This is a genomic window from Legionella sainthelensi (genome assembly GCF_900637685.1).
Taxonomy (GTDB): Bacteria; Pseudomonadota; Gammaproteobacteria; order Legionellales; family Legionellaceae; genus Legionella; species Legionella sainthelensi.
Genome location: NZ_LR134388.1, coordinates 824,057 through 837,026, shown reverse-complemented (window position 1 = coordinate 837,026; position 12,970 = coordinate 824,057). Strand labels below are relative to the sequence as shown.

The following is a 12,970-nucleotide window of genomic DNA, read 5'->3' as shown; positions in this document are numbered from 1 at the left end:
ATAAAAATAATAATTGAGATGAGTAATAATTATAAAAATGAATCATTCCTTATTCACAGAAAAAGAAATTTATGACTTCATAAAAATGTATGAGCCTTTTTGCAACCTTAGTGACGCTTGTCTTAAAAAACTGTCTCATACACTAGAGGTTGAATCTCATACTGGCGATGCCTTGCTTATAAAAAAAGGAGATTTCACAAATGATCTCTACATTCTCATCAAGGGCAGGCTTTTCTACCAGGTCACAGATGCAGAAGATAATGTAACTTATCAAGGTGAAATGAATGAAGGTTCCATTATTGGGGAAATGTCACTTCTATCTGATTTGCCTCGCTCTGCTAATGTATATACATTACGTGATAGTATTATTTTAAAATTATCAAAAAATAATTTCTTAAAATTAAGCAAAACATACCCTGAATTATTAAATAAAATCACGCAATTTACGATCAAACGGCTTACCAATTCTCTACAAGGTGTTCCTCCTCCCTCCTCTCGCAATAAATCAATCGCCATAATACCCATTAAACCAATACCAGATTTTGAATTTCAATTACAAGACATCATTTTTCGCCACTCCTATGGAGAAAAAATTCTTTTATTAACCAGTCGCTGCTTGGAAATTCAAAAAAACTTCTTGGATGCAGATGGCAACATGAGCAATGAGGGAATTTTATGGATTAACCAACAAGAAAAGGAGTTTTCTTTTATATTTTATCTTGCGGATGAAACACTAACAAATTGGACTAAATTTTGTATTCGTCAAGCTGATTCACTTGCTTTTTTAGCGATCGCAGAGGAGCATGATTTTGAATTATCGGAAGTAGAGCATTATATTATAGAAAGCCAACACCATTTTGCAAAACGAAGTATTTTATTAATTTTGCATAATACGGCAACGCGTCCAAATAACACTCAAAATTGGCTTCAGCAAAGATCCGTAAATGCACATTATCATCTTCGCAAAAATACAACAGCGGGTATTTCACGTATGATGCGTATTTTCACAGACAATACAATTTCATTGGTTTTAAGTGGCGGAGGAGCGCGAGGATTAGCTCATATTGGTGTCTATCGCTTATTAGAGGAACGTGGGATTCCTGTCGATTATATTGCCGGAACAAGTATGGGGGCCATGCTCGCTGCTACTTTTGCCATGGGATATACCTCCAGTGAAATTTTCGATTTAGTTGAGGAGTATTTAATTAAAGGGGCAAAAATAGATTTTACCTTTCCTTATATTGCAATAGCAGCGGGAAAAAGAGCTGCTGACAATCTTATGCGACTTTACGGTGAAAAAACCCAAATTGAGGATTTATGGCTTAACTATTTTTGCGTATCTACTGATTTAATTAGTCAAAATTCCTACGTACATGATAGAGGATTATTATGGGAATCGATACGGTCAAGTATTTCATTACCTTTTATTTATCCTCCGGTAGCTTTTAATGACAAACTACTCATCGATGGAGGGGTGCTCAACAATATACCTATCGATGTAATGAGGCGCTATTCTAACAGCAGTAAAATTATTGCGTCTAACATTAGTAGTAAGCATTCATTCCAACCCACACCATTGCCCTATTCACTCTCTGGTTGGAAATTGCTTTATAATAAATTTCTGGGGAGAAAAACGTTACCTATAAGCTTAGGCGAATTAGTTTTACAATTATTAACCATTAGTTCCCAACAAAACACAGACCGAGTAATGTCCATGGCAGATTATGGCATTTCTTTAAAAGTAGAACAGTTTGGTATATTAGATTTTAAAAAATATAAAGAAATTACAGATGCAGGTTACCAGCAAGCAAAAACTCAATTTAACATTCAAAGCGTAGCCGAATTATTAAAAAAATAACGCCTACTTTTTCATTTTTTTCGCCATGATCTGATCAAAAAGAGCTCTCTTTTCTGGAGACAATGAAACGCGACGCAAAGCCAGCATTTCTTCTACGGAACCTTGCACACAATCGGGTGTTAAACGATCAAGAATTAAAAACCCATTTAAATGATCTACTTCATGCTGCAAAACCCGGGCATAAAAGCCTTCCTCTGTTTGCTGATGAAATTGGCCTAATTCATCATAATAGCTCACATTAATTTGTTCATAGCGCGGTACTTTCCCAGACTTACTGGCTACAGAATAACACCCTTCAAAATCATGTTGAATCGCAGAACCTTCAGCAGGTGTGTAACTTGGATTTATCATAATATGCATGGGATAGAAGCGTTTCACATTATCACGTAATAATGTAGCTTCTTCTGGAATATAAATAGCAATGATCCGTTTCGGGAAATTAACTTGGGGAGCAGCAAGACCTACCCCACCAAGTTTTTGTAATTTGTTTTTCATTGCCTCAATTAAGTCTTTATCAGCTTGGTTCAATGGAAACTGCACTGCTTGAGCCTGATGCTTAAGAACCTGATGATACTCAGGTTGCTCTATAGTTACTATTTCCAGATCCATAGCTTGCCCCATGCCTCCCATGATGAAAAAAATTAGTCCAACAATAACCTTCATATTTACTAAGTAATTTATGGTTTATCTCACATTTTGCAGCGCTAATTACCAAATTTTGGCCAACAATTGCCTATAGCCTGTAACCACTCGTTCTGCAGTAAAAAAATGCTGTCGCTCATAAGTAGTCATGAGACCAATAACTTGCATTCCGGCAGCTTTTGCTGCGTTTACTCCATGAGGAGTATCTTCTATCACCAAACAATGGGATGGTAAAACATCTAATCGTTTAGCTGTCAATAAGTATCCCTCAGGTGAAGGTTTTCCGATTTGAACATCTTCGGCTGTAACGATAGTATCAAAATAAGCGCGTAGTTTTCCCTGTCTTACTTTAGAAAGAACGGCCATTATTTCGCTATGACTTGAACCGCTACAAATAGCAATTTTTTTCACTTTAGATGCAATTTTAAAGATAAATTGCTCAAAATCAGCCACTAAGGGCAGCGAATCACTTGAATTGATCATATGGATGTATGCGGTGCTTTTTTGTTGAATAAAATGATAAATTTCTGTATTGGAAAAACTAAATCCTTCATTTTTTAGTAGCCTAGGAAACATATCTTTATCTGCCAAGCCTAGATATTTCTCCATATACTGCCTATAACTTATTGTTATCCCCAAAGGTTTTAGTACTTCACAGCACGCTTCATAATGAATAGGTTCACTATCAAGAATAACTCCATCAAAATCAAAAATAATCGCATCAAGCATATATTTAATATCCATTTGGGCCATTAAGCAAATCATCCCTGAAATGTTATCATCTATCCAAGGTGTGGGTAAATCTAATCTTATTCAAGCAAAATTATGTGCAGCTATCCGATAATTGTAGTTTTATCTATTCAAGACTTTTCCGGGTTCACCGGTTTCAAGAGCAGGTTCTTCAAAAAAAACCACAGGCTCCTCGCTAGTCAGTTTTCTATTATTTTCTAATCCCATTAATTGCATGTTTTTAGAAACAGACTTACCTAATTGAGCCATTACTTGTGGGACATCAGATATTTCAGAATCATGACGTTCGTGAGTTGTTTTCTCCATAGAAGCCATACTCAAAGTTGCGGTATATTTTCCTTCAATTTTTCCTGTTTCTTGATTAATAAGCATTACATATGGGGGATGATATAACGAAGACGCCTCTCCATCGCATTTTATTTTATAAACGCTGCGTGTTTCACCATAATCAAAATCTGATTCAATACCTAAAACATGCTGGAAAAACGTTTTAAAGTTCTTTCCGTGCCCAAATAACCAACAATCTTGTTGCTCTAAGCCTTCAATGAGGGCTTTAGTATCTTTTATTTTATCACCGGAATAATCCAAGTTTTGACAAACGTCAGGCTTGCCATCAGCTCCAGATTCGAGAATTACCGGCATCCCATGAGTTTGTATGTTCTCTGCTGCGACCATTCTTTTTTTATAAAGTTGCTTGAAATCTTCATCACTAAAAATCCACATGGATATTTTTAAAAGAATTTTTTGGATAGGTGCTTTCCAAAATGAAAGTCGATCATATAATTTCTGCATATCTTTTTTTGATCGAACATCATATCCAGAGGGAGAGATACTATTTTCTACTAAAAAAGGAAGAATAGAAATTTGTGCATTATTAATTTCTACAGGAATCACCAATCCAGCTGTTTGCATCGCTCTATTCATCGGTGAAATCGCAATACGCGGATGTTGATTTGCAGGATAAAATAATAACCTGCCACTCAATTGATTGGTTATTTCCATGTTTTTTGCAGCTCTTTCGGAAATAGCGGCATTTGGACTTAACCCTAATCTCTTTTGTCCCCAGGTACTGCATTTCCCATGGCGAGTAAATAAAATATGAGCTGTAATTTCAACTCCTTTTGCTTGAAGGTAGAGTCTATCTGTTTCTTTGATTTGTTTTAATATTTTTCCACGTTGATCATCCTGGCTTTCATTTAATTGTTCTATGAGCTTACTAATTTCCTTGAGGTAATTTTCATGAATTGTTCTAAAAATTTCATTGCGTTGCTTGGATTCCTTTATTCCATCTAACTTTAATTTTTGAGTTTCGAGTAATTTTTTAAAAGACATTTACCATCTCATAAAACATAATGTATAATTATTTTACAATAAAAACACCTAATTGATAAGATAGCCTCATAAAATAGTTACTATGACTTGGGCTGCATCTAAACGAACTTCCTTGCCTAGAGGTAAAACACATCTTCTCGAGAAATGTCCGTAAGGGAAATTTTTAATGCACGGCGTATTAATCCGTAACGACCATTCCTCAATCACATCATCAATAGTCCCATCACGATCAGGGAAATACTTTGCAGTACAGCGAGCAAATTGGCCAAAAATAACTCCATTTACTTCCTCAAATAAACCAGCCATATCGAGCTGAGAAAGCCGGCTATCAACTTGATAAGGTTCGGCGCCTACATCTTCTATCACTAAAATAGAATTTTTTACTTCGGGTTGATAAGGTGTCCCCATTAATGAAACCCAGGACTCCAAATTGCCACCCACTAGTTTTCCTTGAACGATGCCTGGCTTCACTGTTTGACCTTCATGAATTTGGAAAGACTCCCCCCTGAGGCACGCCCAAAGTGTCGATTCAATTAAGGGATCAGGCTGTTCCCTGTCTAGATCGCCAAAAACAAATCCCGTACAAGAGATAATTCCCGCTTTTTTGAATAATCCTGCTTGTAACGCTGTAGTGTCACTAAATCCGCTTAAATATTTGGGATGTGCGCGTATAACCTCGTAATTAAGAAGAGGTAATATCCGTTGTGAACCATAGCCGCCCCCAATAGCCATAATCGTTTTAACCTCATTATCTATAAAACAATCCATGAGGTCTCTTGCTCGGTATTCATCTTCCCCCGCTAAAAAACGATCTCTAGCGAACACATGCTGTCCTACTTTCACTTTAAACCCTTTTTGTTGTAAATAAAAAGTGCCTTTCTCAAGTAAGCCAGGAAGCATTGGGCTGGATGGAGTAATCAACCCAATAGTATCACCTAATTTCAATGGCTGAGGGTAAAGGTAGTTCATCTTAGTTCTCCGAAATTTAGGTAATTTAGTCAACTCATAGGAGATTCAACTACAATTTGTCAACGGTTAGAAATTAGGTATTGAGTTAACATTTAGATTAATCTGTTGTTTGCTTGGTGCTACGTTTAAGTTAACGATTTTTGGTTATTTTTATCGAGCAAATACAAAAACGCAATCAGACTGGTAAACATATACAGCAACATATTCATATGGGAATGCCCAGCTTGATACTGAATGAATATTTCATCGGTAACCAAAAAACAAACAAACAAAGACATATTTAAGATAAATGCTTGCATCACTCGATATACATAATATTTCCCACATGTATAGTAAGAAATAAAGGCGCGCCAATAGAGCACTGCGATAGCCATCACCCATAAGTTGATTATTGAAAACAGGATAAGACACATCCGATCATTATCAAGCCAATACAATTTGAGGAATTGGTGAATCCAATCAAGATTATGAGAGGAAGCAGGAAAATCAGCTGGCAATAGATCAAACCCAACCATGAGATTACAAAAATCAGTCAAAAAGACGATAGAAATCCATAAGGCCCACATGAGGATAATACCCTGAGCAAAAATACGGAATGAGCGCTCCGTAACTGTATTGATATACATTTCTTCTTCCAAATATTAACTCCACAACGAAAGGTAAGTTCGGGACAAAAATCTATTAGATACTAACACATTGTACATACGCATAGTTTAATGAATTTGTACGTATGTTCAATATGCCATTGATCCTGAAAATTGATTGTCCTCTTTATGGCATCTCATTGGAAAGGTACCTCAAAAAATAACTGCTGATTCACAGTACACCACAAATACCAAAATTCCAGATCTATCTGCACTTGACTGCCTTGCATCAAAAATAATGTGATTTTTCGAGTCACCACAAGCAACGTGAAACTTGACAAAACAAGAAGTTGAACCAGAATTTATTAACAGGACTTTTTGCATGGATCACAAGGTTCATATGGAGGGAAATTATGGCCACTTCTAATAGACTTAAGGAACAATACCCTATGAGCGAAATAGAAGCAATTTACAGACGCCGGGCTGTACGTAATTACCTACCAAAAATACTAGACCGCGAAACAATCAACTCGTTACTTGATGCAGCAGTTCAAGCCCCTACCGCCATGCACGAAGAACCTTGGTCATTTGTGGTAATTCAAGACAAAGAAATGTTAAATAGCTTATCAAACAGTGTTAAGGCGCTTATCTACAGCGAAGCCAATAACTATCCGAAAACACAAATCAAACATCTATTGGAACTGGTGAATAATCCCGAATTTCATGCATTTTATAATGCAAGCACTTTAATCGTTATCTACAGTAAATATCATGGCCCTTTCGTCGCTGCTGATTGTTGGTTAGCAGCTGAAAATCTCATGCTAACGGCATGTGCCCAAGGACTGGGTACGTGTGTTATCGGGCTGGCAATTTCAGCTCTAAATACCCCTGAGTGGAAAATGAAACTGAATCTTCCATCAAATATAGTAGCTATTGCACCAATTATCGTAGGCATTCCTGCGGGTGAAACTCAAGTAGTACCTCGTAAATCACCAGAAATTTTAGTATGGAAATAAAATATTTTTAAGGACATAAATAATGAAAAAGAATCTATTAATATTCTTGTTATTAACACTCAGTTTCTCGGTAACCGGAAAAACATCCGATTTTATTCTTTGCAAAAGTAAATTTGCCTTATGCACTACAGCACCTTGTAATCCCATACCTGGAAAAAAAGGATGGGTTTCTTGTCACTGCACTGTCCAAGAAGGATATTCTGCAGGAGAAAAACCCTGTACTGGCGTAAAAAACACAAGCAAAGGACAAATCGTAAAATCACGCTATTATCCTATTAAAACTTTTGCGATTTGTAAGAATGATCGTCCTTGGGCCTGGTGTCTGGACAGTCCATGTACCATTGATAAAAAAGATCCTTCAAAAGCAAAATGTCTGTGTTCTGTGGTGCGCAACAAAGGACCTTATCTTATTGTTACGGATAAATATACTAAGAATACCTGTACTACTGGATTATATTCATCAGCAACAGTCCAAGGAGCAGAAGAGATCACCGATTTTTTAAAAGCTCACCAAGAACTTCGCCCTTTCCCTACTAAAATTCTTAACAAACACTAGGGGCTTCCCCGGATGGGGGATCGAATGTCAACAGCCTCTAGAATAATGAGAATTAGGTGGTTCATCTTATTAGTTATAAAAATAAGATGAACCTCAAACAGCTACAATAGACTATATCCCAAGAACCTCACATACAGATATAAAAATCTTTTCTATGCCCTTTATATCAAGCAACACGTTCACTTTAAAAAAAAGCCGACCATACTTTGCTCAAGAGCTTTGGTTCTCTGCCAGCAAATCATGGGTTGCTTTTTGATACGTATTTGAAAAATCATCCTGAACAACTACAGCCATATTATTAATTGCTTGTACAGTACCTGCTTTTTTAAGAACCCCTGTTTTAAATTGCCATTTGTTGGGTAATTTAAGCTTTGTGCCTAATTGTGCAAGCGATTGTTCTGTCTGGGGTGTTTTTTGGACACTGTAGGATTGCATGACATATACATTACCTTTAGGATCAATAAGTTCATAAACAGGTTTACCTGCATCATAAACCCATGTTGTTTGACGAGCTACCTGTAGTTGCTTATAGGGGGCGCCAGATCTAAATAAATCCCAGAAACTAATATGGAGTACACCTGCTTCACGCATCTTTAAGCCATTAAATGTTTTAACGTCAGGATTCACTAAATCGGAGTTTTTAAGTCCATCAATAACCCAATAACGAGGCCCGTTTAAGTGAACATGAGAAGAACCTGTTTCGTTCTTTACCACAGCTGGCGTGATTTTATCCCAAATTTTTTCCGGACAATTATTTAAACCAATCGTATTGTATACCGCGTAATCGGTTCTGCTTTTTTCTATAAGAATCTCGCAATATCGCTGTCCACGTAGATGAGATTTTTGTGCCGCAAATGAGAAAGCCGGTAACATTAATAAAGCAAAAATTAGACTTTTTTTGTAGCCAATATTCATTATTACTCCTGTAATTTGAATTGATAAGTCCTAAAGATGATACTCAACAAATGTGATAAAATATAGCTTATTTTTTAACAAGATGACTTTGAATACTGCTTATAAAGTGACAAAACATAACACAGACCCAACCGATTAACCCGCCTATAATAACATGCGTGAAGCGCTCTGAAGCTATACTCACCGAATGAGTTGCCAAGATTACGGCTATAGCAACAAACAAGCAACGAAAAGTATAGGCAATAATATAACGACGAAATGCCACTAGTGTTAAAAACACGCAGCAAGCAGCAAGTGTCAAATTTAAAGAAGTGTTAGGTATAAGAAATTGCCCTAAGAGAATACCTGAAGGGACACCAATCGAAACGCCAATAGCGCGTTGACGCAATTTTTGCGGGCTTGTCGCAACATCACCTGTTACCACACTTGCAGTTCCCCATATCATCCACTGTCCATTGCCCATATGAAAATACTCCACTAAAAATGCTGAAATACACACAGCAATCGCCATAGAAATCATATTTTCGATGTAAGGATTTTGCTCTCCAAAATCACCTAAACCACTGAGTCTTAGGGGATGATAATGAGTAAATTTCTTTTTATGAAATGCTCGTATTTTATCATATTGTGCTATTAATAAACCAGGAAGCAAAGCAACCAAGAAATAAGGTAAAAATTGCGGGGCTTGTTGCAGCAATTTTTCAGGTTGTGTTTCAGCAGCAAATTCTGTGGCAAGAATAATTGCGGGAATAAACGTCCAACTGCCCAAATGCCGTAGTTTACTCCCTTTCATTGTAATCCAGAATATAGTCATTGCGGCTAAGGAACAGGAAATAACATAAAGCACAGGCTTAAGTTGTGTTAAAAACAGTAAATAAAACATGCTAATCACAATAGCTCCATGGAGCAATACCCCTAATGCAGTCAATTCCAGCCGTTCCTCAACGATTAAAGTAGCCATGGTTAAAACAGAGGCTTGCAACCACAGAGGATTGTTTGTACTTAAATAAAGAAATGCAAAAGGGAGCAAAGCAAGAATACCGCGCAGCAAGGACCAAATCTTAATTTCATTCTTTAATGCGTTTACGGCTTTAAAAAAAATGTTCATACTAAACTTTTCAACTCATCTACAGAAACAATTGTGGCGATTTTTTCCATTAATTGGATAGAAGATAGATGCTCTTCTTGATTTACTGCCGCACAAATTTCCTCGACGATATAAACTTTGTAATCACGATCATGAGCATCACGTGCGGTGCTTTGCACGGCCCAAGAAGTGCTAACGCCTCCTAAAATGATACGTTCGATTTGATTTGCTCTTAACGCAGCATCAAGCGCAGTTCCATAAAATGCACTAATACGCGGCTTCACCAAGACTAAACTGTTGCCAATATGCAAATCCGGATGAAATTCGGTGCCTTTAGATCCTAATTTTAATGCATCCAACTCATGGATTTTTCCAAATACAGGAGAATGTTTAGGTTGTTCTAGATAATGTGCACTAAATCCCACTTTAACCATAATCTTTAGCCAGTTTTTCAATGTTGCGATTTGAAGTGCTTCATTCACCTTTTTAATGACATCACGCTCAAGAGCATGGGTGGCAGAACGTGCAATCTTCCCCTTAGGATGCATAATATCAATAATATAATCTAAACCTATAAATGCAGTACGCATCATTATCTCCTATAATTTTTTATCCAATAATAATTGATGGAATCATTTTATATTGTCCTACCTCAATAAATGGGACATAATCTAACCGATAATCAAATATATAGCCTAAATTGTGCCAAATTAATATACAAAAAATAAAGATTAAAATGTTACTATAGATAGCATTTCTGGTTAAAGAATAAGATGCATCGCAACTAAACCCTATATCAAAGAAACTCAATCAAATCAAAAGTTGGGACAAGGACTATTTTTTATGCAAAGGAAAAAGCTGTTATATTGCTGTTTTAGTTTGATGATGATGTTCGCTTCCTCAACGATGGCTTATGATGAACCTGTTGTCAATCTAGGTTATACCAGTTTCTATGACGGAAGCCCTCCCTCAGGACCAGGTTTTTATTTTCAAGATTATTTTCAATATTATACGAGTAACCGCTTTAATGACCAGAATGGTAATAAACTCCCACTTCCACGCACCGATCTGGATGTCATTGCTAATGTGACTCAGTTTATTTACGTCACCACGAAAAAAATTTTTGGAGCCACTCTCGGTTTTTCAACACTCCTACCCTGGGTTGTAGACGATAAAGTGGACGATGGCTTAAACAATAAAATACTTAAAGCAGAAAGTGGCCCTGGTGATTTATGGATTGGACCGGCGCTCCAATTTGATCCCATTATGCGCAAAGATGGCAAAGGGCCTTTATACGTTCAACGCATTGAATTAGACGTTATTGCACCGATAGGACGATATAGTAGTATCAATGCAATAAATCCCAGTAGTCACTTTTGGTCATTAAATCCTTATTGGGCATTCACCTTTTGGTTCACCCCCAAATTATCTACTGCAGCCCGTTTTCATTATCTCTGGAATGGAGTCAATCACAGTCCCAATGTTTCATTTGGACCTAACGTTCATTCGACTCAAGCCGGACAAGCTATTTTTGCTGATATCGCCGTAGGTTATGCAATTATTGAAAAATTTACCGTAGGCGTTAATGGTTATTTTTTCAATCAAATTACTGATACACGAGCCAATGGTGTTGGGGTACCTGGCAGAAAAGAAAGCGTTTGGGCAATTGGACCTGGTATGGTATATAGCCTGAGTAAAAATCATTTTGTCTTTTTGAATGTTTATTCGGAGCAAAACGCTAAAAATCGCCCTCAAGGCACTAATGGTGTACTGCGCTTTGTTACTCATTTTTAACTGTCGCCTATGCCACCATCAATACCCAACTGTGTAAGCACCACTTTTATCCAGAGTAATTTTGTCTGAAATACCACTTCAAAAAATGCTTTGAATTGGTTTTTTTCGATTTTTCAGACAAAATAAAATCAACAATATTAAGCCTGGGAAGGTATTTTATGGTTTTTTCTGATGCCTCTTAAAATCTAGGGCCTCGGTGCTCATCCATTTTATCTTTAATCGCCGCACCGACTAAAATAAGGGGAGAAGTGATGGCGGCGGCCACAGCAACACCTGCAGCAACAGTTGTGGTAACAACAGCGGCAGGAACTGCAGCAAAAAGTGTGGGAATGAATTTTCTTTTCTTTATATCAACGGAAAATCTTCCATGCCCAGGCTCTGCTGAACCATAGCCGCTGCTATCACCGGTGAAACAGCAGCATAGCCTAAGCCTTGAACCATCTTTCCATAACTCTCTTTTGCTTTTTCTACGTGAGTTTCGGGTTGGCATTCGTATGAATTTGGGAGGTCGTATGGTGATTGGTATCTATTTGTCATAATAATATTTTCTCGCTTTGGCTTTATAAAGTCGTATTGACTCTTTTACTTCTTTTTGAATCTTGAGTAGTGAATTTTACCGCGATAATATTAGGGAATATCTGTTGCTAGAGAATCAAACATTGGAAGGGGTATGCACATAATGAATGAATCTTTAAGATTTTAATAAGAGTGCCGTTGATAGAAGACTAAGATTTCATGAGAATGTTATGACTTTTCCATATAAAATTATTGATTTAACTCAAACCCTTTCTTCAGACAGCCCTTCATGGGATATTGGTTGTGGTTTTGCTCATCAAACGACTCTAAATTATGACGACTGTCCCTCCAGAGTAAAATTTAAAGTACAAAACATTGCTATGCCTGCAGGGATTGGAACACATCTTGATGCACCTGCTCACTGCATCAAAAATGGGCTTCATATCGCAGAATTGGATCTTGTTGGCCATCATCTTATCACTAATTGTTTTGTTATTGATGTAAGTCATAAATCTCACGAACATTATACCATTACAGAACAAGATCTTCTGGATTTTGAACACAAATATGAAATGATTTCGGAACACTCTTTCGTTATTTTTTATACTGGATGGGAAAAATTCTGGAATGATGCAGACAAATACAGAAATAATTTAGTATTTCCTTGCCTTAGTGAAAAAATTGCCGAATTACTACTGAAAAAAAATATTGCTGGCATAGGTATTGATACTTTATCACCTGACAGACCTGAAAATAACTATATAGTTCATCAATTGATGTTAGAAAACAAAAGATATATTGTAGAAAATATATGTAATGCATCAAAACTTCCCCCTTCAGGAGCGTATAGCATGGTGTTACCTATGAAAATTGCTGACTTAACTGAGGCTCCTATTCGTTTAATTGGTCTTTATTGATTTTGATTTTTTATTTTATATCAATATAATTATT

General features: G+C 36.7%; 14 protein-coding genes. 5 read left to right on the top strand and 9 right to left on the bottom strand.

Translation table 11 applies throughout. The features are described from left to right. Positions 1-37 precede the first annotated feature (37 nt). On the top strand, positions 38-1,858 hold the full coding sequence (locus tag EL220_RS03695; RefSeq protein WP_027271071.1) for a patatin-like phospholipase family protein: 1,821 nt from the start codon (positions 38-40) through the stop codon (positions 1,856-1,858). Positions 1,859-1,861: 3 nt separating this feature from the next. Here the strand turns inward: EL220_RS03695 and def are convergent, their stop codons facing one another. The 5 genes from def to EL220_RS03670 form a co-directional block, all read right to left on the bottom strand. Continuing rightward, positions 1,862-2,467, bottom strand: a complete 606-nt coding sequence (gene def, locus EL220_RS03690; RefSeq protein ID WP_027271072.1) for a peptide deformylase — start codon at positions 2,465-2,467, stop codon at positions 1,862-1,864. Between the two features lie 99 nt (positions 2,468-2,566). Next, positions 2,567-3,229: an HAD family hydrolase gene (locus tag EL220_RS03685; RefSeq protein ID WP_027271073.1), complete on the bottom strand. Its 663-nt coding sequence runs from the start codon at positions 3,227-3,229 to the stop codon at positions 2,567-2,569. Positions 3,230-3,352: 123 nt separating this feature from the next. Continuing rightward, a complete protein-coding gene (locus EL220_RS03680; RefSeq protein WP_027271074.1) occupies positions 3,353-4,582 on the bottom strand; it encodes a histidine phosphatase family protein in 1,230 nt (409 codons plus the stop codon). A gap of 66 nt (positions 4,583-4,648) precedes the next feature. Beyond that, positions 4,649-5,551, bottom strand: coding sequence for a S66 peptidase family protein (locus tag EL220_RS03675; protein WP_027271075.1), 903 nt, complete (start codon positions 5,549-5,551; stop codon positions 4,649-4,651). 125 nt (positions 5,552-5,676) lie between these two features. Further along, complete coding sequence (locus tag EL220_RS03670) at positions 5,677-6,177, bottom strand: hypothetical protein (protein WP_035906039.1); 501 nt, start codon at positions 6,175-6,177, stop codon at positions 5,677-5,679. Positions 6,178-6,548: 371 nt separating this feature from the next. On the opposite strand from EL220_RS03670, the gene EL220_RS03665 reads away from it, so the two are divergent. Together EL220_RS03665 and EL220_RS03660 are read left to right on the top strand one after the other, a co-directional pair. Then, positions 6,549-7,151, top strand: a complete 603-nt coding sequence (locus tag EL220_RS03665) for a nitroreductase family protein (RefSeq protein ID WP_027271077.1) — start codon at positions 6,549-6,551, stop codon at positions 7,149-7,151. A gap of 22 nt (positions 7,152-7,173) precedes the next feature. After that, complete coding sequence (locus EL220_RS03660) at positions 7,174-7,707, top strand: hypothetical protein (RefSeq protein WP_027271078.1); 534 nt, start codon at positions 7,174-7,176, stop codon at positions 7,705-7,707. 210 nt (positions 7,708-7,917) lie between these two features. On the opposite strand, the gene EL220_RS03655 is transcribed toward EL220_RS03660, so the two are convergent. The 3 genes from EL220_RS03655 to EL220_RS03645 all read right to left on the bottom strand — a co-directional run bounded on the left by EL220_RS03655 (position 7,918) and on the right by EL220_RS03645 (position 10,302). Further along, positions 7,918-8,622: a hypothetical protein gene (locus EL220_RS03655; RefSeq protein ID WP_027271079.1), complete on the bottom strand. Its 705-nt coding sequence runs from the start codon at positions 8,620-8,622 to the stop codon at positions 7,918-7,920. 67 nt (positions 8,623-8,689) lie between these two features. Next, entirely contained in the window at positions 8,690-9,730 is a 1,041-nt protein-coding gene (locus tag EL220_RS03650) for an FUSC family protein (protein ID WP_027271080.1), read from the bottom strand. After that, positions 9,727-10,302, bottom strand: coding sequence for a cysteine hydrolase family protein (locus EL220_RS03645; protein WP_232002603.1), 576 nt, complete (start codon positions 10,300-10,302; stop codon positions 9,727-9,729). The genes EL220_RS03650 and EL220_RS03645 overlap by 4 nt, the downstream gene beginning before the upstream one ends. A 250-nt stretch (positions 10,303-10,552) precedes the next feature. On the opposite strand from EL220_RS03645, the gene EL220_RS03640 reads away from it, so the two are divergent. Continuing rightward, positions 10,553-11,503: a SphA family protein gene (locus tag EL220_RS03640; RefSeq protein WP_035906041.1), complete on the top strand. Its 951-nt coding sequence runs from the start codon at positions 10,553-10,555 to the stop codon at positions 11,501-11,503. A 178-nt stretch (positions 11,504-11,681) separates the two neighbouring features. On the opposite strand, the gene EL220_RS03635 is transcribed toward EL220_RS03640, so the two are convergent. Further along, entirely contained in the window at positions 11,682-11,993 is a 312-nt protein-coding gene (locus EL220_RS03635; RefSeq protein WP_232002602.1) for a hypothetical protein, read from the bottom strand. A 256-nt stretch (positions 11,994-12,249) separates the two neighbouring features. Here EL220_RS03635 and EL220_RS03630 point away from each other — a divergent pair, with 256 nt between their 5' ends. Next, the gene (locus tag EL220_RS03630) at positions 12,250-12,936 is read left to right on the top strand and encodes a cyclase family protein (RefSeq protein WP_027271083.1); all 687 of its coding nucleotides are present in this window, start codon (positions 12,250-12,252) and stop codon (positions 12,934-12,936) included. The last annotated feature ends 34 nt before the right edge of the window (positions 12,937-12,970 follow it).